Origin of the sequence: Kineococcus vitellinus, from assembly GCF_009906315.1 — a bacterium.
GTDB classification, from domain to species: Bacteria; Actinomycetota; Actinomycetes; order Actinomycetales; family Kineococcaceae; genus Kineococcus; species Kineococcus vitellinus.
In genome coordinates, this window is sequence record NZ_JAAALL010000035.1 from 1 (window position 1) to 22,841 (window position 22,841).

The 22,841-nt window shown below is 73.8% G+C and carries 23 protein-coding genes; 9 read left to right on the forward strand and 14 right to left on the reverse strand.

Translation table 11 applies throughout. From position 1 onward, the window contains the following. Positions 1-437 (reverse strand): sigma-70 family RNA polymerase sigma factor (locus tag GTQ99_RS05175; protein ID WP_166614677.1); only part of this gene is annotated, 437 nt, incomplete at its 3' end. Between the two features lie 80 nt (positions 438-517). Between GTQ99_RS05175 and GTQ99_RS05180 the strand changes: the two genes are divergently transcribed. Then, positions 518-889 carry a VOC family protein gene (locus GTQ99_RS05180; protein ID WP_338074740.1) on the forward strand — a complete coding sequence of 124 codons (372 nt, stop codon included), beginning with the start codon at positions 518-520 and terminating at the stop codon, positions 887-889. Between the two features lie 108 nt (positions 890-997). On the opposite strand, the gene GTQ99_RS05185 is transcribed toward GTQ99_RS05180, so the two are convergent. From GTQ99_RS05185 to GTQ99_RS05205, 5 genes are all read right to left on the reverse strand, one after another. Further along, on the reverse strand, positions 998-2,125 hold the full coding sequence (locus GTQ99_RS05185; RefSeq protein ID WP_166614678.1) for a Gfo/Idh/MocA family protein: 1,128 nt from the start codon (positions 2,123-2,125) through the stop codon (positions 998-1,000). After that, entirely contained in the window at positions 2,110-2,766 is a 657-nt protein-coding gene (locus tag GTQ99_RS05190) for a ThuA domain-containing protein (RefSeq protein ID WP_205706830.1), read from the reverse strand. The genes GTQ99_RS05185 and GTQ99_RS05190 overlap by 16 nt, the downstream gene beginning before the upstream one ends. 61 nt (positions 2,767-2,827) lie before the next feature. Further along, positions 2,828-3,718 carry a carbohydrate ABC transporter permease gene (locus tag GTQ99_RS05195; RefSeq protein WP_166614680.1) on the reverse strand — a complete coding sequence of 297 codons (891 nt, stop codon included), beginning with the start codon at positions 3,716-3,718 and terminating at the stop codon, positions 2,828-2,830. A 3-nt stretch (positions 3,719-3,721) separates the two neighbouring features. Further along, entirely contained in the window at positions 3,722-4,639 is a 918-nt protein-coding gene (locus GTQ99_RS05200; protein ID WP_420814513.1) for a carbohydrate ABC transporter permease, read from the reverse strand. Positions 4,640-4,647: 8 nt separating this feature from the next. Then, complete coding sequence (locus GTQ99_RS05205) at positions 4,648-5,976, reverse strand: extracellular solute-binding protein (RefSeq protein ID WP_166614681.1); 1,329 nt, start codon at positions 5,974-5,976, stop codon at positions 4,648-4,650. A gap of 290 nt (positions 5,977-6,266) precedes the next feature. On the opposite strand from GTQ99_RS05205, the gene GTQ99_RS05210 reads away from it, so the two are divergent. Next, complete coding sequence (locus tag GTQ99_RS05210) at positions 6,267-7,313, forward strand: LacI family DNA-binding transcriptional regulator (RefSeq protein ID WP_338074742.1); 1,047 nt, start codon at positions 6,267-6,269, stop codon at positions 7,311-7,313. Positions 7,314-7,415: 102 nt separating this feature from the next. On the opposite strand, the gene GTQ99_RS05215 is transcribed toward GTQ99_RS05210, so the two are convergent. Next, positions 7,416-8,450, reverse strand: a complete 1,035-nt coding sequence (locus GTQ99_RS05215; protein ID WP_205706828.1) for a DUF4037 domain-containing protein — start codon at positions 8,448-8,450, stop codon at positions 7,416-7,418. Positions 8,451-8,482: 32 nt separating this feature from the next. Further along, the gene (locus GTQ99_RS05220) at positions 8,483-9,109 is read right to left on the reverse strand and encodes a biliverdin-producing heme oxygenase (protein WP_166614682.1); all 627 of its coding nucleotides are present in this window, start codon (positions 9,107-9,109) and stop codon (positions 8,483-8,485) included. Between the two features lie 203 nt (positions 9,110-9,312). Between GTQ99_RS05220 and GTQ99_RS05225 the strand changes: the two genes are divergently transcribed. Then, positions 9,313-9,552: a hypothetical protein gene (locus GTQ99_RS05225; protein ID WP_166614683.1), complete on the forward strand. Its 240-nt coding sequence runs from the start codon at positions 9,313-9,315 to the stop codon at positions 9,550-9,552. A 169-nt stretch (positions 9,553-9,721) separates the two neighbouring features. Then, complete coding sequence (locus GTQ99_RS05230) at positions 9,722-10,474, forward strand: ANTAR domain-containing protein (RefSeq protein WP_166614684.1); 753 nt, start codon at positions 9,722-9,724, stop codon at positions 10,472-10,474. Here the strand turns inward: GTQ99_RS05230 and GTQ99_RS05235 are convergent. Continuing rightward, entirely contained in the window at positions 10,471-11,097 is a 627-nt protein-coding gene (locus GTQ99_RS05235) for a nucleotidyltransferase (RefSeq protein ID WP_338074743.1), read from the reverse strand. The genes GTQ99_RS05230 and GTQ99_RS05235 overlap by 4 nt on opposite strands. A gap of 36 nt (positions 11,098-11,133) precedes the next feature. Here GTQ99_RS05235 and GTQ99_RS05240 point away from each other — a divergent pair, with 36 nt between their 5' ends. Continuing rightward, positions 11,134-11,973, forward strand: coding sequence for an endonuclease/exonuclease/phosphatase family protein (locus tag GTQ99_RS05240; RefSeq protein ID WP_166614685.1), 840 nt, complete (start codon positions 11,134-11,136; stop codon positions 11,971-11,973). On the opposite strand, the gene GTQ99_RS05245 is transcribed toward GTQ99_RS05240, so the two are convergent. From GTQ99_RS05245 to GTQ99_RS05260, 4 genes are all read right to left on the reverse strand, one after another. Next, positions 11,927-12,256 (reverse strand): ANTAR domain-containing protein, encoded by a 330-nt coding sequence (locus GTQ99_RS05245; RefSeq protein WP_166614686.1) that lies wholly within the window; start codon positions 12,254-12,256, stop codon positions 11,927-11,929. The two genes, GTQ99_RS05240 and GTQ99_RS05245, sit on opposite strands and share 47 nt — an antisense overlap. A 105-nt stretch (positions 12,257-12,361) precedes the next feature. Continuing rightward, positions 12,362-13,411, reverse strand: a complete 1,050-nt coding sequence (locus GTQ99_RS05250; RefSeq protein WP_166614687.1) for an aldo/keto reductase — start codon at positions 13,409-13,411, stop codon at positions 12,362-12,364. A 25-nt stretch (positions 13,412-13,436) separates the two neighbouring features. Continuing rightward, positions 13,437-14,849 (reverse strand): CAP domain-containing protein, encoded by a 1,413-nt coding sequence (locus tag GTQ99_RS05255; protein WP_166614688.1) that lies wholly within the window; start codon positions 14,847-14,849, stop codon positions 13,437-13,439. 94 nt (positions 14,850-14,943) lie between these two features. Beyond that, positions 14,944-16,818 carry a glycoside hydrolase family 2 protein gene (locus GTQ99_RS05260; RefSeq protein ID WP_338074744.1) on the reverse strand — a complete coding sequence of 625 codons (1,875 nt, stop codon included), beginning with the start codon at positions 16,816-16,818 and terminating at the stop codon, positions 14,944-14,946. A gap of 289 nt (positions 16,819-17,107) precedes the next feature. Between GTQ99_RS05260 and GTQ99_RS05265 the strand changes: the two genes are divergently transcribed. From GTQ99_RS05265 to GTQ99_RS05280, 4 genes are read left to right on the forward strand one after another with little or no spacing between them, the layout of a single operon-like run. Further along, complete coding sequence (locus tag GTQ99_RS05265) at positions 17,108-18,484, forward strand: extracellular solute-binding protein (RefSeq protein WP_166614690.1); 1,377 nt, start codon at positions 17,108-17,110, stop codon at positions 18,482-18,484. Positions 18,485-18,521: 37 nt separating this feature from the next. Continuing rightward, the gene (locus GTQ99_RS05270) at positions 18,522-19,463 is read left to right on the forward strand and encodes a carbohydrate ABC transporter permease (RefSeq protein WP_166614691.1); all 942 of its coding nucleotides are present in this window, start codon (positions 18,522-18,524) and stop codon (positions 19,461-19,463) included. A gap of 1 nt (position 19,464) precedes the next feature. Continuing rightward, positions 19,465-20,385: a carbohydrate ABC transporter permease gene (locus GTQ99_RS05275; RefSeq protein ID WP_166614692.1), complete on the forward strand. Its 921-nt coding sequence runs from the start codon at positions 19,465-19,467 to the stop codon at positions 20,383-20,385. A 7-nt stretch (positions 20,386-20,392) separates the two neighbouring features. Continuing rightward, on the forward strand, positions 20,393-21,955 hold the full coding sequence (locus GTQ99_RS05280) for an alpha-N-arabinofuranosidase (protein ID WP_338074745.1): 1,563 nt from the start codon (positions 20,393-20,395) through the stop codon (positions 21,953-21,955). Positions 21,956-22,038: 83 nt separating this feature from the next. Here the strand turns inward: GTQ99_RS05280 and GTQ99_RS05285 are convergent. After that, the coding region (locus GTQ99_RS05285; protein WP_166614693.1) for an LLM class flavin-dependent oxidoreductase at positions 22,039-22,841 on the reverse strand (803 nt) is incomplete at its 5' end.

Sequence of the window (22,841 nt, forward strand, 5' to 3'; positions counted from 1 at the left end):
GCGGCGGCGGGGGTGCCGCCGACGAGGGCTGCGACGTCGGCGTGGGGCAGCCCGGCGAGGTGGTGGTAGGCCACGCACAGGCGCTGGCGCTCGGGCAGGGCCGCGACGGCCTCCCAGAGGTCGGCGCGGCCGTCGCCGGGGTGCTCGCCCGAGCTGCGCTCGGGCAGCAGGTCGGTGGGCAGCGCCCGGCGGCGGGCGGCGCGGTGGGCGTCGACGGCCTTGCGGTGGGCGATGGTCACCAGCCAGGCCCGCACGTCGCTGCCGGCCGGCAGCCGCGGGTAGGCCCGCAGCGCGGCGAGGAAGGTCTCCGACCAGGCGTCGTCGGCCGCGTCGGGGCCGACGACGGCGCGGCAGACCCGCAGCACGGTCGCCCCGTGCTCGGCGACGACCGCTTCGAAGGGGGCGAGCCCCGCGTCCTGTCCCGCACCGTGCCTCACACCCTGCTGACGTCCCGCAGCGGCCGGACGTGAGGTGCGCACCCTGGACAGCCTGGCAGCGCGCGCGCCAGTCTCGGTGCGTGGCTGACACCGGCATCCGCTTCGGCATGACCGTGCTCGACACGGCCGACCCGCACGGGCTCGCGGACTTCTACGCGCGCCTGCTCGGCTGGGAGGTGGTGCGCAGCGAGGACGACTGGGTGAGCGTGCGCGGCGACGGCGGCAGCCTGGGCTTCCAGCTGGCCCCCGACCACGTGCCGCCGACGTGGCCGGTCGGGCAGGTGCCGCAGCAGCTGCACCTGGACCTGGACGTGGCCGCCTACGAGGGCACCGAGCAGCTGGCGCTGCAGCTGGGCGCCACGCTCGTCGACGACTCCGCGGAGCACCCGACGTTCCGCGTCTACACCGATCCCGCGGGCCACCCGTTCTGCCTGTGCCTGCTGGAGGGCTGAGGCGCACCGCCCCGAGGACGACGGGCCGGGGACGACGAACCCCGCGGTCGGGACCCCCGAGGGGGCCCCGACCGCGGGGTCGGGTCGTGCGGTGCGGCGGTGGGCCGCTCAGGCGGTGAGGTCGACGGGCTCGGCGATCGCCTCGGGGCGCTCGCACGTGGTCGTCAGCTCCACCGAGGTGCGCGAGTCCGCCGCGCGCTGCACCGACTCCATGATGTCGAGCACGTGCAGCGCGGTCTCGTCGTCGGCGCGGTGGCGCCGGCCCGCCTCCACGGCGAGCGCCAGGTCGGCCAGGCCGTAGCCGCGGCCGGAGCCCACGTAGCCGGCGCGCACGCCGACGTCCTTCCAGTTGGCCTCCAGGTCCGCGTCCGGGCCGGGCGCCGGCGCGGTGGCCGCCGAGTACAGCTCGACCGCGCCCTCGAACATGTTCGGGTCCGGCACGGAGATCGAGCCGCCGGTGCCGTGGACCTCGATGCGCGGCAGGCGCGCGGCCCAGGTGTCGAAGCTCATCACCAGCGTCGAGATCGCCCCGGAGGCGTGCTCGAGGATGCCGGTGACGTGGGTGTCGATGGTGACCGGGAAGGACTCCCCCGCCCGCGGGCCGGAGCCGATGGTGCGCTCCTGCGAGGGCCGGCCGGAGGCGCCCACGACCCGGGTGACCGGGCCCAGCAGGTGCACCAGCGAGGTCAGGTAGTACGGCCCCATGTCCAGCAGCGGGCCGCCGCCGGGCTGGTAGTAGAAGTCCGGCTGCGGGTGCCAGCGCTCGTGCCCGGGGGTGGTCATGAACGCCGTGGCCGAGTGCGGGGTGCCGATCTCGCCGGCGTCCACGAGCGCGCGGGCGGTCTGCACCCCGGTGCCCAGGACGGTGTCGGGGGCGCAGCCGACGCGCAGGCCGGCCGCGGCCGCGGCCTTGACGACCTCGCGGCCCTCGGCGACGTCCAGGGCCAGCGGCTTCTCGCCGTAGACGTGCTTGCCGGCCGCCAGCGCCTGCAGCGCGACCTCGGCGTGGGTGCGCGGCAGCGTGAGGTTGAGGACCACGTCGACGTCGTCGGCGGCCAGCAGCTGCTCCAGCGGCAGCGCCCGCGCACCGTGCTCGTCGGCCAGCGCCTGCGCCCGCTCGGGCACGAAGTCGCTGACGGCGGTGATCTGCAGCTGCGGCAGCCGCTTCAGCGACTCCGAGTACTGCGCCGAGATGACACCGGCGCCGACGACGCCGACCTTCAGCGGGCTGCCCACAGCAGACCCCTCTCGATGATGGTCTTGACGTTGGTGTCCTGCAGGACCTCGACGTTGTGGCCGGGCGTGGCGACGAAGATCCTGCCCTCGCCCCACTGGCGCGTCCAGATCGCCGGGGAGGTGACGGGGCGGTTCCACGGGTCCCAGGCGCGCACGGCCTGGGTGGTCGTGGCCAGGACGTCGACGTAGTCGTCGGACAGCACCCAGTACTGCTCGGTGACGAGGTCGAAGTCCTCGATGCCCGCCGTGATGGGGTGCTCCGCGGCGGCCGGGAGCATGTTCACGGTGTAGGGCACGTAGTTGTCCGGCTGACCGCCGGTCCGCTCCTCCGGGGCCTTGCCCGGGTGGCAGCCGAACTGGCCGCCGATCAGGGTGAGGTAGTCGGAGTTGTTGCGGTAGGAGTCGGCGATGCCGCCGTGCCAGCCGGCGAGGCCGGTGCCGGCCTCGACGGCCGCGCGCAGGCCCTCGAACTCGGCCTTCTCGATGGTGTTCATCGTGTTGCACTGCACGACGAGGTCCACCGAGGCCATGACCTCGGCGTCGGCGTACACCTTCGGGGTGTCCACGACGTCCTCGACGCGCACCGTGAAGCCGTTGGCCTCCAGGTGCGGGATGAACAGGTCGGTGGCCTCGACGGGCATGTGCCCGTCCCAGCCGCCGCGGACGACGAGAGCCTGGCGCGTCACGGGGTGAACCTTCCGATCACTTGGAGAAGCCGGCGGTGAGACCGGAGAGGAGCTGACGGCGACCCACGACGTAGAGCACGAGGATGGGCAGCGTGGTGAGCACGACCGAGGCCAGGACGGCCGGGATGTTGACGCTGTACTGGCCCTGGAAGGTCCACAGCGCCAGCGGCAGCACGCGCAGGTCCGCCCGGTCGGTCAGGATGAGCGGGAGCAGGAACCCGTTCCAGATCTGCAGGCCCTGGTAGATCGTGACCGTGACCAGCGCGGGGCGGGTCAGCGGGAACGCGAGCCGCCACATGGTGCCCCACTCGCTGGAACCGTCCATGCGCATGGCCTCGAACAGCTCGTTCGGGACGTCGCGGACGAAGTTCGAGAGGATGAGCACCGTCAGCGGGATCGCGAAGGCGATCGAGGGCAGGATCAGGGCGCCGAGCGTGTTGTACAGCCCGCCCCTGATGATGATCAGGTAGATCGGGATGATCGTCGCCTGCAGCGGGATGGCCAGGCCCATGAGGAACAGGGCGTTGACCGCCTTCAGCCACCGGCCCGCACCGCGGACGATGGCGAAGGCCGCCATGAAGGAGACGAGGACCGCGGGGACGGTCGCGCCGATCGTCACGATGACGGAGTTCATGAAGTAGCGCGCGAAGTCGTTCTCGAGCACCAGCTTGTAGTTGTCCAGCGTCGGCGTGGACGACGGGAGCAGCGGGTTGGTGCCGAAGTAGCCGGCGGAGCTCTTGAAGCTCGTGATGACGATCCAGTAGATCGGGATCAGCACGACCAGGAGCCAGAGCCAGCCGAAGGCGCCGCCGAGCCAGTTCTTGCGCTCGGTGGAGCTGCGACGGGAACCGGAGGAGCTCTGCCGGCCGGCCCGGGCTGCGGGCTTGGCGGTGGCTTGCGTGGCCATCGGTCAGGCCCCTTCCAGCTGGGAGTTGCGGTCCTTGCCGCCGATGCGCTGCAGCAGCTGGGCCAGGATGAGGCCGACGACCACGAGGATCACCGCGATGGCCGAGGCCAGACCCATCTGGTTGGCCCGGAAGCCGGTCAGGTACATGTCCAGGGCGAGGACGCGGGTCGCGTCGTTCGGGCCGCCCTGGGTGAGGACGAAGATCAGGTCGAACGTGGTGAGCGACCCGACGATCATGAGGGTGGAGGACGTGATCATCGTGTTCTTCAGCTGCGGCAGCGTGATGGAGAAGAACTGCCGCACCCGGCCGGCGCCGTCGAGCTGGGACGCCTCGTACATCGAGACGGGGATCTGCCGGATGGCGCCTTGGTAGATCAGCGAGTGGAACGGGATCCACTGCCAGGCGATGATGAAGATCACGACGCCCATGGCCAGCGCCGGGCGGCCCAGCCAGTCCTGGGTCAGGAAGCCCAGGTTCAGCCCCGGGCCGAGGCCGAAGTTCGGGTCGAGCAGGGCCTTGTAGGCGATGGAGACCGCGGCCGCCGACAGCAGCAGGGGCAGGAAGAACAGGACCGCCAGCAGCGCCCGGTACTTCTGGTGGCCGGAGATGAAGACGCCCAGCAGGATCGACAGCGGCGTCTGGGCGATCCAGGACAGCACGATCACCAGGAACGTCACCCACAGCGCGTGCGGGAGACCGGGGTCCGTGAGCACGGCGGTCCAGCTCGTGAGCCCGGTGAAGGAGATGGCCCCGATGCCGTCCCAGGAGGTGAAGCTGAGGACGAACACCCCGATCAGCGGGACCACGGCGAAGGCGACGAAGATGATCAGCGCCGGCAGCACCAGCCACCCCAGCCGTCCCGTCGACGTGTGGGCCGCCGCAGGGACCTTGGCCGGGACGGAGCTGGGCGCCGTCCTCACGGACGTGCTCACGAGCCGATCGCCGCGTTCATGTTCTCGGCGAACTGCTGCGGGGTGATCGCCAGGCCGAAGAGCTTCTCGATGTTGTCCAGCAGCGTCTCGGCCTCGGTCGGCGAGAGCGCCTGGTCCCAGGACTGCGCGAAGGACGGCGCGTTGGTGGCGAGGTCGTAGGTGAACTTCAGCCACTCCTCGTCCTCGAGGCCCGCGAACTTGGCGTCGATGCCCTTGACGATCGGGACCTCGCCGGCCTCGTTGATGTAGGCCTCGGCCTCCTTCTCCTGCAGCAGGCCGTCCTTGAAGAAGGCCAGCGCGATGTCCTTCTGGGCCTGGGTGGCCTTGGAGGAGATCGACACGTACTGCGCGGGGTTGCCGAAGGTGTTCATCGGGTCGCCCTTGCCGCCGGTCACGGCCGGGAAGTTCATGTACCCGAGGTTGCCGCTGGAGACGAAGTCGCCGCCGTCGGTCTTCATGCCGCCGTAGGTCCAGGTGCCGTGCAGCATCATGGCGGCCTTGTCGGTGTACAGCAGCGCCTGGTCGGCGTTGGAGTCGGCCGTGATGGAGGCGAAGCCCTTGATGAAGCCGTCGGCCTTGACGAGGTCCTGCACCTTGGTGAGGGCGTCGATCGCGGCCGGGTCGGTCCAGGCCGGGGTGCCGTTGTAGATGGACTCGAACAGCTCGGGGCCGCCGATGCGGTCGAAGAGCAGCTCCAGCCACATCATGTTCGTCCAGCGCGACTGCCCGCCCAGGGAGATCGGGGCGATGCCGGCGGCGTTGAAGACCGGCACCAGGGCCATGAGCTCGTCCCAGGTGGCGGGCGGCTGCGCGCCGACCTGCTCGAAGAGCTTCTTGTTGTAGAAGAGGACCAGCGGCTGCACGGTCTCGGTCGGCAGGCCGTAGACCTTGTCCTCGACGGTGCCGGCGGCGAAGGCGGCGTCGAAGAGGCGCTCCTTGACCTCGGGGTTCTCCTGCAGCCACGGGGTCAGGTCGTCGACCAGGCCGGACTCGGCGTAGTTGCGCAGCGTGCCGCCGCCCCAGCCGAAGATGATCGTCGGGGCCTGGCCGGCGCCGATGGCGGTCTTGATCTTGGCCTTGTAGGCGTCGTTCTGGAAGGCGCTGGTGACGATCTTCTGGTCCGAGTGCGCCTCGTTCCAGTCGTCGACGGCGCCCTGTCGGATGCCCTCCTTGGGCTGGCCCGTGAGGATCCAGTTGCTGGCCTCGTCGGAGCTGGCCTGACCCGGGCCGTTCGAGCCCCCGCACGAGGCGAGCACGGTCGCGACGAGGGGGGTGGCGCCGGCGAGGGCGAGGAAGGACCGACGGGAAGTGCGGTTCTGATCCACTCTGATCTCCGTTGTACCGAGCCGCGTCCTCGCGGCTGCTCCACTCACCGGACCCGGCGGGCCGGTGCCGAACGCGGACCGAAAAGCTTTCGACCGCTTCGTCTGCGGAGGACCATAGGATCCGGTGGACGACGAGGTCAAGCGGAACACCAGATCGTGACCTGAGGGGGCGCTGCCCTTGCACGTCAACGGTTCGTCGCCCCGACCGCTCCTCGAAAACTTTCGGAAAGTGCTGGTGCGGGGGCCCCGCTGGCCCTACAGTCGCGTCACCACCGAGTCGAGGAGGACCCGTGCTGGACCGCCCCGCCCGTCCACGGGACAAGACGACGCTGGCCACGATCGCCGCCAGCGCCGGCGTGTCCGTGGCCACCGTCTCCAAGGTCGTCAACGGCCGCGACGACGTGGCCGCCGACACGCGCGCCCTCGTCGAGGACCTGCTCGCCCGCCACGACTACACGCCGCCGTCGGCGCGCCGGGCCACCGCGCTCTCGCACACGGTGGAGTTCCTCATCGACGGCGACTTCTCCGCCTACGCCACCCAGGTGGTCGACGGCGTCGTCGAGGCCGCCGGGGACTCCGGCGCGGCCGTCGTCGTCGGCCTGCTGCGCGACTCCCGCAGCCACCGCCTGCCCTCGACCCCGCGCACCTGGGCGCGCACGATGGCCGCCGCCGGGCGCACGGGCGTGATCGTCGTCACCGGCGAGCTGACCGCCGCGCACGTCGACGCCCTCGCCGCGGTGCGCCTGCCGCTGGTGGTCATCGACCCGCTCAACCTGCCGCGCACCGAGGTGACCAGCGTCGGCTCCACCAACTTCAACGGGGGCGTGAGCGCCACCCAGCACCTGCTGCAGCTGGGCCACCGCCAGATCGCCTACGTGGGCGGCCCGCCGGGCGCCTCCTGCAACCAGGCGCGCCTGCACGGCTACCGCGCGGCCATGGAGTCCGCCGGCCTGGTGCCGCACGAGGAGCACGTCCTCAACGAGGGCTTCCACTACGACGTCGGGCGCCGCCTCGGCGCCCGGCTGCTGGCGCTGCCCCAGCGCCCCACCGCCGTCGTCGGCGGCTGCGACGCCATCGCGCTCGGCATCATGGAGGCCGCCCGCGTCGAGGGCCTGCGCATCCCCGACGACCTGTCGGTCACGGGCTTCGACGACACCGACCTCGCCGCGATGGCCGCTCCCCCGCTGACCACGATCCGCCAGCCGCTGCGCGAGATGGGCCGGGTCGCGCTGCGCACCGTGCTGCGCATGGCGGGCGGGGAGGCGCTGGACTCCCACCACGTCGAGCTCGCCACCGAGCTCGTCGTCCGCGGCTCGACGGCGCCCCCGCCGCGCTGACCCGGCGCCCAGCGGCCTCAGCGGCCTCAGCGCCTCAGCGGCCTCAGCGCCTCAGCGGCCTCAGCGCCTCAGCGCCTCAGCGGCCTCAGCGCCTCAGCGGCCTCAGCGCTGCACGGCCCGCGCGGCGCGCAGGCGCCGCTCGCCGTCGACGAGCACGTCGACGGCGTCCACCCACTGCTCCACCGAGCCGACCCCGAGCGGCAGGGCGCGCACCCGCTCGTCGCCCACCGCGCCGGTGAGCGCGTCGAGCAGGGCCTGCGGCACCGAGCGGGCGGGCCGGGCGTGGAAGGGCTCGGTCGCCGGCCCCACCGCCGGCAGCCCGGCCCGCGCCTGGTGCTCCAGCAGCAGCTCCAGCGCCGCGCACAGCCGCTCCTGGCGGGTGCGCCAGTCGCCCGCCGCGAGCGCGGCCCCGAGCGCGGGCAGCGCCGTCGCCGACGGCAGCCTCGCGAAGAGCGTGCCGCGCCACTTGGGGTAGGGCGGCCAGCGCCGGTCCAGCAGGAAGCCCAGGTGCACCGCGACGGCCACCAGGCGCGCGGTGAGCAGCCGGGAGCCCAGGTCGTCCCCGCGCTGGCCGGTGCGGGCCACGAACGGCAGCTCCTGCCCCAGCTGCTGCCAGCAGCAGGCCACCAGGTACCGCCACACGTCCGCGGGGTACCAGCGCAGCCGCTCGCGCAGCGCGCCCAGCCGGCCGTCGGTGTCGGCGAACACCGGGCCGGCGACCAGCTCCAGCACCGACTGCCCCGTCAGCGCCAGCCAGTCGGCGGGCTCCCAGTCCCGGGTGACCTCCAGGCCCAGGCGGGAGGCGGCGAAGCCCTCCAGCGCGGCGACCTCCGCGCGCTGGCGCACCCGCGGGTCCCACGTCGTGGCGAAGCGCACCGGGTGGCCGGCGAAGCGCTCGGGCAGCTCGCGCTCCAGCAGCGCGTCCACCTCGCCCACGCGCCCGGCGTCCACCAGCAGCGTCAGCCGCAACCCCCAGTCGTGGTCGGTGGAGGTGGCGTCGTCGAGGCCGAGGACGTCCGAGCCGCTGCCCAGGCGGGCGGCGGCGTGCGGCAGGCCGGGCAGCGCGGCGCGCAGCAGCGGCGCGACGACCTCGTCGTGGTAGCGGCGGGCCAGCTCGGCACCGGGCACGGACGGCACCGGCCCATGCTGCCCGACCGGCGCCCCGCCCGTCAGCGCGCGGGGGTCCCCAGCGGGGCCAGCCAGCGCTCGTAGGCGGTGAAGGTGGCGGTGGCGGCCGCGGCCATGGCCTCCACGGCCTGCGGCCCGGCGGCGTCGACGGCGGCCGTGGTCTCCCGCCAGCGCCGCCCGGCCCCCTCGCGGCCGGTCAGCGAGCGGGTGGCCGCCGCCGGCACCCCGGCGCGCACGACGGCGTCGGCGATGAGCCTGCCGCCGAGCGTGGACCCGTCCAGCACGTAGCAGACCCCGAGCGCCGCGGCCCGCTCGCGCGGCACCGGCACGTGCGGGCACTCCCGCAGGGCGCCCGTCCGCTCCGGGCCGACGCCGAGGGCGGCGAGGTCGGCCAGCGCGAGGTCGGCGCGGGCGCGCTGCCCGACGTCGAGCATCCCCGGATCGGTGGCGGCGTGGGCGGCCAGCCCCCGCTCCAGCGGGGCGAGCAGGCCCCACGTCAGCTCCAGCCAGCGCTGGTGCTCCCGCACGCCCCAGGGGCGCTCCAGCACGGCGATCGAGGAGTCCAGCCGCTCGTGCGCCTGCGCCGTCGCCGCCCGCAGCCGCGCCAGCGGGCCCTGCGGGTCCCGGCGCCGCGCCGGGCCCGCCGGCGCCGGTCGATGCTCCGCCACGGTGCTCCGTCCACCCTCCGTCCACGGCACGGCGACGCACCGTGCACGCTCCGACGCTAACCGGCGGGCCGGCCCGCCGTCAGCCCGGCCCGCCGTCACCCCGGGCGGCCGACACGCACGGGTTGCCGCGGGTGCGCGCCGGTGGTGCGATCGGAGGTGCCCCGCAGCGCAGCGGGCCGGTCCCCCCGGAGGGCGAGGTACCCGTGAGCACGCACACCGCACCCGCGCACCCGTCGGCCAGCGCCGTCCTCGACCTGCGCGAGGAGCCGCTGGAGTCGCTCCACCGCGCGTACGAGCAGCGCTGGCGGCTGCTGGCCGAAGACGCGCCGGACGCCGACCTGACCCGCAACGCCGAGCTGGTGCGCAGCCTGGAGCAGCGCTGCCGGCCGGGACGGAGCCTGCCCCGGCGCAGCGGGCCGGACCCGGCCACCTTCCTCGGCTGACCCGCCCGTCCCGGCCGGGCGGGCCGACCACGACCCCACCGGGCGGGCCGACCACGACACCACCGGGCGGGCCGACCACGACACCACCGGGCGGGCCGACCACGACCCCACCGGGCGCCCGCGCGCCCGCGCGCGCGAGCTGGCAGTCTCGGTGGGGCACCCCCCGCCCGTGGACAGGAGCAGCGTGGACCTCGCCGCCGACGCCGTGGCCGCCGCCGTCTCGGACGTCGCCCTCGTCCTGGCCGAGCACGGCGAACCGCTCGACCTCGCGCACCGGCTCGTGCGGCACTGCGCGCACCTGCTGTCGGCGAGCGCAGCGGCCCTGCTCGTCGAGGGCGCCGACGGCTCCCCGGAGGTCCTGGCCGCCACCGACGGGCGGGCGCGGGTGCTGGAGCTCTTCCAGCTGCGCGACGAGCAGGGTCCCTGCCTGGACGGCTTCCGCAGCGGCCGGCCCACGACCTCCCCCGACCTCGCGGACCTGCGGCGGCGCTGGCCGCGCTTCGCCGAGCAGGCCGAGCGCGCGGGCGTCGTCGCCGCGCACAGCTTCCCGCTGGTGGTCGGCGAGCGCACGATCGGCACGCTCAACGTCTTCCGGGACGCGCCGGGCGCGCTGACGCGCGTGGAGGCCGACGTCGCGCGCTCCCTGGCCGCCTTCGGCGCCGTCGGCATCACCCAGCTGCAGGACGTGGCGGCGGGACGCCGGCTGCAGGAGCAGCTGCAGGAGGCCCTGGACAGCCGCGTGGTGATCGAGCAGGCCAAGGGCGTCCTCGCCGAGCGCCACGGCGTCCCCCCGGACGAGGCGTTCGCCCGGCTGCGGGCGCTGGCCCGCGGCCGCCGGCGGCGGTTGCGCGAGGTGGCGCAGGAGGTCGTCGACGAGGTGGCCGCCGCCGGGGGCGGGCGCTCCCCCGTCCCCTCCCCCTAGCCGGCCCGCTCCGTCGCCCGCTGCGGGTCCCCTCCCGCGCCCCGCGCCGGGGGCACGACGTCCAGCAGGCCCAGCAGGTGCAGGAACGCCTCCGCGAAGGGGCGGCCCGCGGTGCGCTCGCGCACCTCGTCCCAGTCGACGGACTCGCGGATGCTGCGGGTCACGCGCAGGGCGGGGGCGAAGTCGCAGGTGTGCTCGTCGAAGGCGCACAGCTTGTGCGCGACGACGTCGGTGGGCGCGATGACCGGCATCTCCACCGACAGCACCTCCACGACGGCCGCGCGCGCCAGCAGCGCGTCGTCGACGGGCAGCCCGCCGCCGCGGTGCAGCACGTCGACGAGCACGCCGTCGCTGAGGACCTTGAACAGCCAGTCCTCCGGCGGCTGCTCGACGGTGAAGCCCTGCTCGCGCAGGTGCTCGGCGACCCGCTCGGCGTCCTGCGGGCGCACGTCGAAGTCGACGTCGTGCACCGGCTCCGGGGCGCCGTGCACCCAGGCGGCGTACCCGCCGGCCAGGGCGAAGGGGACCCCCGAGCCCTTCAGGGCGACGGCGACGCGCTTGAGCGCCGTCCGCCGCTGCTCCGGCGTGGTCCGGGTGGCGTTCACGCCCGCGTCGACGCTCACCGTGCTCCCTCCCTCACGGCGGGGCACCCTGGGGGGGTGCGCCTCGCCACCTTCAACATCCTGCACGGCAGATCGCTCGACGACGACCGGGTGGACGTCGACCGCTTCGCGGCGGCCGTCGCCAGCCTCGACGCGGACGTCGTCGCCCTGCAGGAGGTGGACCGCGCCCAGCAGCGCTCCGCCTGCGCGGACCTGACGGCCGTCGCGGCCGAGGCGCTGGGCGCGCGCGAGCACCGCTTCGTGGCGGCGCTGCACGGCACGCCGGGGCTGACGTGGATGGCGGCCACCGGCGACGACCAGCCGGACTCCGCGGCGTACGGGGTCGCGCTGCTGTCGCGGCTGCCGGTCTCCAGCTGGCAGGTCGTGCGGCTGCCGACCGTGTCGTGGACCGTGCCCGTGCTCTTCCCGGGCCAGCGCCGCCCGAAGCTGGTGCGCGACGAGCCGCGGGTGGCGGTGGTCGCCACCGTCACCGACCCGGGCACCGGCAATCCGGTCACCGTCGCCGGGACCCACCTGTCCTTCCTGCCGGGCTGGGGCAGCTGGCAGCTGCGCCGGCTCTCGCGCTCGCTGCGGCGCTCGCCGGGCCCGGTGGTGCTCATGGGCGACCTCAACCTCGAGGTCGAGGGGGCGCGCCGCGCCAGCGGGATGCGCCCGCTGGTGGAGGCCGACACCTTCCCCGCGCACGCCCCGGCCCGCCAGCTCGACCACGTCCTGGTGGGCGAGCAGCGCCCCGGGCTCGTGCAGGTCCTCGGCTCCGGGGCGCGGCGGCTGCCGCTGTCGGACCACCTCGCGCTGGTGGTGGACGTCCGCCTCGCGCAGGAGGTGGACGTCAGCGACGGGTCCAGTGCCGCTGCACGAGGCGGTCGGCCTCGCTGACCGCCTCCGCCCGCGGGGCCGGCGCCCCCGGCGCGCCCGGCGCGCGGGTCAGGTCGCCCAGCAGGGCGCCGGCCAGGGTGTGGAGCTTGACGTTGTGCTGCTGGGAGACCGCGGACAGCTGGCGGAAGGCCGTGTCCTCGTCGCAGTGCATGATCGCCATGATCGCTCCCTTGGCCATGTCGATGACGGGCCGTCGCGACAGGGCCGTCCTCAGCTGGGCGACCTCGGTGCGCAGGGTCTCCAGCTCGTCCTGGTCCTGCGCAGCTCGGGTGGCGTGCTGCATCCTCGTGCTTCCTCCAGTGGGTCCTCCCCCGCCGGTCCGGCGGGTGCTGGTTCGCGCAGCGAGGTCTGGGCGGGGCGATCCGGGAGCGATCCTAGGACGAGGCGCTCACAGGTGCGGGCCGAGCAGCGACAGGTCCGCGGCGGACAGCCGGTCCTTGGCCGTGGCCGCCTGGTGCCAGTGCGGGTAGCGCAGCGGCACCGCGCTCACCGCGTCCAGCCGGGCGCGCTCGGCGTCGTCGAGGACGAGGTCGGCGGCGGCCAGGTTGTCGCTCAGCTGCTCCTCGGTGCGGGCGCCGACGACCAGCGAGGTGACGCCGGGGCGGCCCAGCAGCCAGGCCAGCGCCACCTGGGCGGCGGAGACGCCGTGGGCCCCGCCGACCTCGACGAGCACGTCGACGACGTCGTAGAGCTTGTCCTCGTCGTGGACGGGCGGCTCGTTCCAGTCGGTGAGGTGGCGCGAGCCCTCCGGCGCGCTGGTGCCCCGCCGGTACTTGCCCGACAGCAGCCCGCCGGCCAGCGGGCTCCACACGAGGACGCCGAGCTCCTGGTCGAGGGTGAGCGGCACGAGCTCGTCCTCGGCGTCGCGCGCCTGCAGGGTGTAGTGGATCTGCTGGGAGACGTAGCGCTGGTAGCCGCGGGCGTCCGCGACGGCGAGCGCCTTCATGAGCTGCCAGCCGGAGTAGTTGGAGGCGCCGACGTAGCGGACCTTGCCGCTGCGCACGAGGGTGTCCAGCGCCTCGAGCGTCTCCTCCAGCGGCGTCTGCCCGTCCCACTCGTGGATCTGGTAGAGGTCGACGTGGTCGGTGCGCAGCCGCCGCAGGCTGCGCTCGACCGAGCGCACCAGGTGGTGGCGGGAGGCGCCGCCGTCGTTGGGGCCCTCCCCGGTGGTCATGCGGGCCTTGGTCGCGATCAGGACGTCGTCGCGGCGGCCCTGCAGGACCTCGCCGGTGATCTCCTCGCTGGCGCCGTCGGAGTAGATGTCCGCGGTGTCGAAGAGGTTGACCCCCGCCTCCAGCGCGAGGTCGACCTGCCGGCGCGCCTGCGCGACGTCGGTGGCGCCGACGTTCGCGAAGGCCCCCTTGCCGCCGAACGTCATCGTCCCCATGGTGATCGTCGAGACCCGCAGCCCCGACCTTCCCAGTCGTCGGTACTCCATGGCGCGGACCCTAGTGGGCCCCGGCTCAGCGCGCGCGGCTGGAGCGCTCGACGCGGTTGAGCACGACGGCGGCCTTCCCGGCGCTCACGGTGACGCTGCCGCCGAGGAAGTCCTGGCGGACCCCGCCGGCCACCGCGCGGGCGCCGGCGACGGGGTAGCCGAGGGCGCCGGCCTCCCAGCCGCGCGCCGCCCACGCCGCGCGGACGGCGGCGGGCACGACGTGCGTGCCCGAGGCGGGGCTGGTGTAGACCGAGCCGCCGCTGAAGTGCTGGCCGCTGCCGCCGCCGGCCAGGCCGCCGAACGCCTCCGAGGTCGGGTAGCCCAGGGAGCCGGCCTCCCAGCCGCTGCGCGCCCAGGCGTCGCGGACGGCGCCGGCCACGACGCGGGTGCCCGCGGCGCTGGAGTAGACCGAGCCGTGCTGGAAGTGCGCGTAGGAGCCCGCGGGCAGGGCGGTGGTGCCCGTGGTGGGGAAGCCCAGCGGGCCGTTCTCCCAGCCGCTCGCGGCGTAGCGGTCCAGGACCGCCCCGCGCAGCGCGTGCGCGCCGGTGGCCGGGCTCCAGTAGACCGTGCCGCCCTGGAAGCGCTGCACGACGCCGCCGCGCACGGCGAGCTCGGCGGCGACCGGGTAGCCCAGCCAGGAGCCCTCCCAGCCCAGCGCCTGCCAGCGCTCGCGGATCGCGCCGCGCACGAGCTGCGCGCCGGTCGCCGGGCTCCAGTAGACCGAGCCCCCGGCGAAGTGCTGGCCGAAGCCGCCGCCAGCCAGCGGGCCGACCTCGCGCGCCAGCGGCAGCCCCAGCGGCCCGGTCTCGGCGCCGGCCGCGGCGTAGGCGCCGAGCAGGGCGCCCTTGACCGGGACGCCGGCGTAGCTGCGCGAGCCGTCGGCGTTCTGGCTGACCAGCGGGGTGCGCCGGGCGGTGCCGAAGTCGGCGACCCAGTAGGAGCGCCAGACGTCGCGGCCGCCCGAGCGGGTGGCCGTGTAGACGAGGCCGACGCCCACGCCGGAGTACTTGGCGTCCTGCAGGACCGCGCGGTGCGGCGCGGACCCCATCCAGCTCTTCACGGCCAGGTCGCCGTTCTCCAGCCCCCAGCGGTCGGGCTCGGCCATGTCGGCCGTGGCGACGATCTCGCCCCAGTACGGGAAGTCGGACAGCAGCCGCGGCAGGTCGGGGTTGTGCTTCATGCCGTCGCCCTGGCCCAGGACGTCGGCCCACGACTGCGCGACGGCCTCCAGCGTCGGGTCGAGGGCGACCGGGGGCGCCCCCACCTTCGCGCGCTCGCGGTTGAGCCCGTCGAGGATCTGCTGCTCCTGCGTGGCCGCGGGGACCACGGGCGGCAGCACCGTCGCCGCGGCCGCCGGCGCGGCGGCGGCGACGGCGGCGCAGGGCAGGGCGACCAGCGCGGCCAGCACGGGCGCGAGGAGGCGACGGGGGGTTCTCACCCCTCAGACGTCGTCGCGCGGGCGCTGTCACGACAGCCACCGCGCAGGTGGTGCCGTCCGGGTGGTCGCCCTCACCCTGCGTGAGGGAGGCGGGTCAGCCCTCCTCGATGGCCGCGGGGCGCTGCTGGGCGGCGCGGACCCGGGCGACGTCGAGCTTGGCGGAGCGGTCGAAGGAGTAGACGCCGTTCTGCTCCTGGAAGACGTCGGTGAGCTGGGTGTAGCAGTAGCCGAACATCAGCGGGTCGCCGAGCAGGGCGCCGGTCAGCCCCTCGAAGCGGTGGTGGAACTCCTCCTCGCTGCGCGGGGGCTCGCCGTAGCCCCACGAGGACTCGGCGCCCCGGTCGACCGAGGAGTCGCTGGCCTCGGTGTCCGGGCGCCACCAGATGCCGCCGAACTCGCTGCAGAACCACGGCTGCCCGCCGTAGGGCAGCGAGAACGCCTCGCCGCCGCGGCCGACGTTGGTGTCCGGGCGGCCGTCGGCCAGCCCGGCCACCTGGCGGGCGAACGCCGCGGGGTCCTGGGTGTAGTTGTGCGAGTCCCACACGTCGGACTCGGCGACGCGGTGGGAGTAGCCGGAGGCGTCCAGCACGGGGCGGGAGGTGTCCATGGCCTTGGCCGCCAGGAACATCGCCCGGGTGACGTCGTCGAGGACCTGGCCGCGGTCGGTGAGCGGCTGGTGGGTCTCGTTGAGGCCGCACCAGCCGATGATCGAGGGGTGGGAGTAGTCCCGCTCCAGCGCCTCCAGCCACTCGGTGACGAAGCCCGCCGTGGGCTGCTGGTACTCACCGCGCCGACTGCTGCCCTCCTCGACCGCGCCCCAGTCGCCGAACTCGCCCCAGCACAGGTAGCCGAGCCGGTCGGCGTGGAAGAGGAAGCGCTCCTCGAAGACCTTCTGGTGCAGCCGGGCGCCGTTGAAGCCCGCCGCCAGGGCCAGCTCGATGTCGCGCACGAGCGCCTCGTCGCTGGGGGCGGTCATGAGGCCGTCGGGGTAGTAGCCCTGGTCCAGGACCAGCCGCTGGAAGACCGGGCGGCCGTTGAGCAGGACGGCCTTGCCGTCGATGCTCACCGAGCGCAGCCCCGCGTAGGTCTCGACGGCGTCGACGACCTCCCCGGCGGCGTCGCGCAGGGTGATCGTCACGTCGTACAGGTGCGGGTCGGCCGGCTCCCACAGGCGCACCCGCTCCGCCGGCAGCGCCAGCACCAGGCGCGGGGCGAGGTCGAGGTCGGCGCGCACGGTGGCGGTGGCGACCTCCCCGGCCGCGTCGCGCGCGGAGGCGGTGAGCGTCCAGCCGGCGCGGTCGCCGAGCGCGCCGGTGCCGCTGCGGCGCAGCGGCTGCTCCAGGTGGAGGGCGGAGCCGGCCACGTCGGGGGTGATGCGCGGGCGGGCCAGCGAGACGTCGGGGACGGGCTCGGCCCAGACGGTCTGCCAGATGCCGGTGGTGCGGGTGTACATGCACTCGTAGTTGTCGTACCGGGTGGACTGCTTGCCGCGGGCCTGGGGCTCGTGGCGGCTGTCGCGGGCGCGCACGGTGACGGTGACGGTGCCGGTGCGGTGGCCGAGGTCGACGGTGAAGGGGGTGAAGCCGCCGCGGTGGCGGCCGAGCTCCTCGCCGTCCACCCAGACCGTCGCCTCGTGGTCGACGGCGCCGAAGTGCAGCAGGGTGCGCCGGCCGGCCCAGGCGGCCGGCAGCTCCACCTCGCGGCGGTACCAGACGGCGTGCAGGAAGTCGGTGTCCTCCACGCCGGACAGCCGCGACTCGGGCGCGAAGGGGACCGTGATGGAACCCGCCAGGGGCCGCTGGAGCAGCCCGCGCTCCAGGCCGGTGTCGGCGCGGTCGACCTCGAAGTCCCAGCGGCCGTTCAGGCACAGCCAGTCGGGGCGCACCACCGAGGGGCGCGGGTGCTCCGGTCGCGGCTGCGCACCGGGCGCCTGCGCGCTCGTCGCGGCGGCGGAAGGGGTGTCGGGCACGGGATCTCCTGTCGGTGGCCGGCTCCGGTGCCGGCGCGTGGGGGGTGCGGCCGGCCTCACTCTGCCCCCTGGCCCCGAGCGCGGGCAACACCGCCCCCACCGCCCGTGCATCGTTGCAAGGAACGGTTCGCCGAAGCCTATGCAGCGTTGCAAACGGCGTGCTAACGTCCCGCTCCACTGGACGGGACGGAGCGGTTCCGGGGCCTGCGAGCCCCCCTGCCCCCCTGCACCGCCCAGCCGGGCCACGACCAGTGACCTCGACCGCCAACGACGGCAGGGACGGACAGCAGTGAACAGTCATCCCCCGACACCCCGTACGACGACGACGAGGGCTGCCCTCAGCCGGCGATCGCTGCTGCGCGGCGGTCTCGCCGCGGGCGGCCTCGGCCTGGCAGCCACCACGTCCGGGTGCGGCAGCGCCCTGTCCGCCGGCCTGGCGGGCACCCAGCTCAACCCGGGCACGGTCACCTTCTGGAACCTCTTCGGCGGCGGCGACGGCGCCCGCCTGCAGCTCATGCTCGACGAGTACCGCGAGCAGCAGGGCAGCCGCGACTCCCTGCAGGCGGCCACCTTCGCCTGGGGCAACCCGTACTACACCAAGGTGTCGCTGGCCACGCTGGGCAACAAGCCGCCGGACGTGGCCGTCGCGCACCTCACGCGCGCCTCCAACCTCGCCGCGGCGGGCCTGCTGGAGCCCATCACCGACGACGTGCTCGCGCTGGCCGGGCTCTCCAGCGCCGACTTCAACGAGCGCGCCTGGCAGGCCTCGCAGTTCGAGGGCCAGGTCTACTCCATCCCCATGGACACCCACCCGTGGGTGCTCTTCTTCAACGCCGACGTCTGCCAGGCCGCGGGCCTGCTCGGCCCGGACGGCGAGCTGGCGCCCATCGAGGGGCTGGAGGCGTGGGAGGCCGCGCTCACCGCGGGCAAGGAGGCCTCCGGCGGGTTCGGCGCGACGACGGCCACGGTGGCCGACGACTCCAACAACTGGCGCTTCTTCAACACCGTCTACAGCCAGCGCGAGGGCAACACCCCGCTCATCGACGACGAGGGCCTGTCGGTGACGATGAACGACGAGCTGGCGGTCGACACGCTCGCGACGATGCGCAGCTGGGTCGAGAAGGGCCTCATGCCGGCGACCGTGGACACCCCGGGCGCCGAGACGCTGATGTTCACGGGCAAGTCGGCGTTCTTCATGAACGGCGAGTGGGAGATCACGACCGCCCAGAGCATCGAGGGCCTGAACTTCGGCATGGTGGCCTTCCCGACCCTGTACGACACCCCGGCCGCGCACGCCGACTCGCACGCCTTCATCCTGCCGAAGATGGAGCGCGACGACGCGCAGCTCGAGCGCGCCATGGGCTTCGTGAAGTCGCTGCTCGACCAGAGCATGACCTGGGCCGAGGGCGGGCACATCCCCACCTACCTGCCGACCTTCGAGAGCCCCGAGTACGCGAGCCTCGAACCGCAGTCCAACTACGCCGACGCCGCCTCCTACGCCTCGTACGACCCGCCGGCCTGGTACTCCGGCTCGGGGTCGAACTTCGAGACCGTGACCGGCGCGACCATCGGCCTCGTCCAGCAGGGCCTCACGACGCCCGAGGACGCCGTCGCCAGCATCCGCTCGGCGCTGGAGAACTACGCCAAGACGCCGAACCCGCTGTGAACGCCCCGACCTCCCCCGCTCCTGGAGACGAGAACCGATGAGCGCACACACCGTCGGCGCACAGCCCGCCGTCGCCACCACACCGCGCGCAGACGCGCGCCCGCCGCTGCGCGGACAGCGGACGGCCTGGCTCTTCATCGCCCCGTTCGCCTTCTTCTACCTGTGCTTCCTGCTCGGCCCGTCGGTCTACATGTTCGTGGCGAGCTTCTTCGACGCCTCGATCGTCAAGAACGGGCTGGGCAACTTCATCGGCCTGGAGAACTACTCGACGCTGGTGCAGTCCCGGGACTTCTGGTCCTCGATGTGGCACACGCTGCAGTTCACGCTGTACACGGTGCCGCCGCTGGTCATCCTGTCGTTCGTCTTCGCCGTGCTGGCCAACCGGATGCCCCGCGGGCAGACCTTCTGGCGGCTGGCCTTCTTCACCCCGTTCATCCTGCCGTCGGCGGCCATCTCGCTGATCTGGGTGTTCATCTTCACCGCGGACACCGGCCTGTGGGCCACCGCGCAGAAGTGGCTCGGCTCCGACGCCCCCACCCCCGTGCTCGGCACCCCGAGCCTGGCGATGGTCGGCATCGCGATCGCCACGATCTGGTGGACGATCGGCTTCAACTTCATCCTCTACCTGGCCGGTCTGCAGGACATCCCGCGCGAGCTCTACGAGGCGGCCGCCATCGACGGCGCGACGCCGTGGCAGCAGATCCGCCACCTGACGATCCCGATGCTCAGCCGCACGACCACCCTGGTCCTGCTGCTGCAGATCATCGCCAGCCTGAAGATCTTCGACCAGGTCTACCTCATGACCAGCGGCGGGCCGGGCACCAGCACGGAGACCGCCCTCGTCTTCATCACCAAGGTCGGCTTCACCGACTACCGCCTCGGCGCAGCGGCGGCGGCCTCGTTCATGCTCTTCGTCGTCATCGTGGTCTTCGCCGTGATCCGGCAGGTCGCCGAGCGCGCCCAGCAGAAGGGAGCCTGACATGGCGACCACCGACGCCACCGGGTCGCAGGCCCGCAACCGCCGCAACGGGGTCTCCGCGGCCGCCCCGGCCGCCCGCCCCTCCCGGGTCGCCACCAACGGCGGCAAGGCCTTCAACCGGATCACCGCCGTGGTCCTCGTGGTCTTCGCCGTCATCTGGCTCCTGCCGAGCCTGTGGGCGATCAAGACCTCGTTCACCTCCAACGCCGTCTCCGCGCTGGGCACCCAGGCGATCCTGGAGGACGTCAACCCGACGCTGGCGTCCTACTCCGCGCTGCTGGGCGGCGGCGACCTGTGGAACTGGTACCTGGCCAGCTTCATCACCTCGACGCTGTCCGCGCTGCTGGTCGTGGTCTTCGCCTCGATGGCGGCCTTCGCGATCTCCCGGATGCGCTTCCGCGGCCGCAACGTCGTCTTCGTCCTCATGCTGGCCGGGATCATGGTGCCGGCCGACGTGCTCATCATCCCGATCTTCCAGATGCTCAACACCGTCGGGCTGCTCAACACCTACTGGGCGGTGATCTTCCCGCAGGTCTCCAGCGTCATCGCGCTGTTCGTCTTCAAGCAGTTCTTCGACGGCCTGCCCAAGGAGCTGGAGGAGGCCGCCCGCCTGGACGGCGCCTCCAACTGGCGGATCTACCGCTCGGTCGTCATGCCGCTGTCGCGGCCGGTGCTGTCCGCGATGGCGATCGTCACCTTCGTGGGCGTCTGGAACAACCTGATCCTGCCGCTGTTCGTGCTCTCCAACCCGGACCTCATGACGATCCCGGTCGGCCTGGCCACCGTCCAGGGCTCCTTCGGGCAGCGCTTCTCCGACATCCAGGCCTCCACGATCCTCGGCGCGCTGCCGCTGGTGATCCTGTTCCTGATCTTCCAGCGGCGCATCGTCGAAGGTGTCGCCGGCACCGGGCTGAAGGGCTGACCGCACCGTGACCACCGCACCGACCACCGCACCGACAGGCACCACGCACGGCGTGCTGGAGGGGGTCGTCGACCTCGACGTCGCCGGCCCCACCATCAGCCGCCACCTCTACGGGCACTTCGCCGAGCACCTGGGCCGCTGCATCTACGAGGGCTTCTGGGTCGGGGAGGACTCCGACCTGCCGAACACCGAGGGCATCCGCGACGACGTCGTCGCCGCCCTGAAGGCCATCGACATCCCCAACCTGCGCTGGCCCGGCGGCTGCTTCGCCGACGAGTACCACTGGATGAACGGCGTCGGCCCCCGCGAGGAGCGGCCGTCGATGGTCAACACCCACTGGGGCGACGTCGTCGAGGACAACTCCTTCGGCAGCCACGAGTTCATGCGGCTGTGCGAGCTGCTGGGCGCCGACCCCTACGTGTCGGGCAACGTCGGCTCCGGCACGGTCGCGGAGATGAGCGACTGGGTGGAGTACCTCACCCGCTCCGGCGACGCCCCGATGTCCCGGCTGCGCCGCGAGCACGGCCACGACGAGCCGTGGAAGGTCCCCTTCTGGGGGATCGGCAACGAGTCGTGGGGCTGCGGCGGCAACATGACCGCCGAGCAGTACGCCTTGCTCGCCGCGCAGTTCGCGACGTACTGCCGCAACCACGACGGCAACGAGCTGTACCGCATCGCGGCCGGCCCGAACCGGGACGACTACGCCTGGACCGAGACGCTGATGAAGTCCATCAGCACCCTCGGCGGGCCGGTGACCTCGCGCAAGCACAACAGCTGGCAGGCGCTGTCGTTCCACTACTACACGCACGCCACCGACGACTGGGAGCACAAGGGCTCCGCGACGGAGTTCGGCGACGACCACTACCACAGCACCATGGTCAACGCCTGGCGCATCGACGACATCGTCCGCGGGCACGTGCGGGTCATGGACGCCTACGACCCCGAGGCGACCATCGGCCTGGTCTGCGACGAGTGGGGCACCTGGTGGGACGTGGAGCCCGGCACCAACCCGGGGTTCCTGTTCCAGCAGAACACCCTGCGCGACGCGCTGGTGGCGGGGCTGCACTTCGACGTCTTCCACGCCAGCGCCCGCCGCCTGGTCATGGCCAACATCGCGCAGACGGTCAACGTCCTGCAGGCCGTGGTCCTCACCGACGGCCCCACGGCCGTCCTGACGCCGACGTACCACGTGTTCGCGATGAACGCCCGGCACCAGGGCGCCACCAGCCACCCCGTGCAGGTCGTGGCCGAGGACGCCCGCCACGAGGACGGCACCGGCTCCTACCGCACGCTGACGACGTCGGTCAGCTCGCGGGACGGCTCGGCGCTGGTGTCGCTGACCAACCTCGACCTCCAGCGGCCCGCCACCGTGCGCCTGGCGCTGCGCGGTCGCGACTGGCAGGTCGGCGCCGCCACGCTGCTCACCGCGGACCGCCCGCAGGCCCACAACACCGCCGAGGACCTCTCGGCGGTCGCCCCCGCCCCCTTCGACGGCGCCCGCCGCGAGGGGGACGTGCTCGTGGTCGAACTGCCGCCGCACTCCTTCGCGACGGTCGACCTGAGCCTCTAGGACGCGTTCGGGCGCGGCCGCACAGGTCGCGCCCGAGCGCCCCCGGCCCTCGAACCGTCGGACCCCGGGCCCTGGGCCCCTCCTCAGCCCAGCCCGTGGGCCGCCAGGACCGCCGGCAGCAGCGCCGCCGGCACGCCCCGCCCGTCCCGGCGCGGCCAGTGCACGCAGACCTCGTCGAAGCCGGCCGCCTCCAGCGCGGCGGCGAAGCGCGGGTAGTCGGCGAAGGCGGCCCCCTCCCCCAGCCCCACCAGCGCCGTGCGGCGCACCCGGCGCCCCAGGTCCAGCTCCCGCTCCACCGCGTCGAAGCGGCCCGCGGGGGCCGTGAAGCGCACCGCGGCGTCCCCGGCGGGTTCCGCGTCGCCGTAGGTCACCCAGGTGTCGGCCGTGCGGGCCGCGAAGCGCATCCCCTGCGGCCCCGCCGCCGCGATCGTCAGCGGCACGCTGCCGTGGACGGGCCCGGGGATCGTCCGCGCGTCGACGGCCGCGTAGTACTCCCCGCGCACGTCGGTGGCCCGCTGGCCCAGCAGCGTGGTCAGCAGCCGCGTCCACTCCTGGAAGCGGCGCTGGCGCTGCGCCGGGGTCAGCGCCGCCGCCCCGAGCACGCTCGCGTCGTGCGCGGAGGTGCCGGCGCCCACGCCCAGCTCGATGCGCCCGCCGCTGAGGTGGTCCAGCGTCATGACCTCCGAGGCGAAGGTCACGGGGTGGCGGAAGTTCGGGGTCGCCACGAGCGTGCCCAGCCGCACGGAGGAGGTGGCCGTGGCGGCGGCGGCCAGCAGCGGCACCGCGTTGAACCACGGGCCGTCGCGCATGTCGCGCCAAGACAGGTGGTCGTAGCTGAAGACCGTCCGCAGCCCCGCGGACTCCGCCTCGCGGGCCGTGGCCGCGA

Excerpts from the sequence above, each read along its gene's own strand:
- GTQ99_RS05190 (WP_205706830.1), bottom strand. The coding sequence starts at position 2,766 with ATGCCCGTCGAGGCCACCGACCTGTTCATCCCGCACCTGGAGGCCAAC.
- GTQ99_RS05195 (WP_166614680.1), bottom strand. The coding sequence starts at position 3,718 with ATGGCCACGCAAGCCACCGCCAAGCCCGCAGCCCGGGCCGGCCGGCAG.
- GTQ99_RS05245 (WP_166614686.1), bottom strand. The coding sequence starts at position 12,256 with ATGCAGCACGCCACCCGAGCTGCGCAGGACCAGGACGAGCTGGAGACC.
- GTQ99_RS05250 (WP_166614687.1), bottom strand. The coding sequence starts at position 13,411 with ATGGAGTACCGACGACTGGGAAGGTCGGGGCTGCGGGTCTCGACGATC.
- GTQ99_RS05270 (WP_166614691.1), top strand. The coding sequence starts at position 18,522 with ATGAGCGCACACACCGTCGGCGCACAGCCCGCCGTCGCCACCACACCG.
- GTQ99_RS05275 (WP_166614692.1), top strand. The coding sequence starts at position 19,465 with ATGGCGACCACCGACGCCACCGGGTCGCAGGCCCGCAACCGCCGCAAC.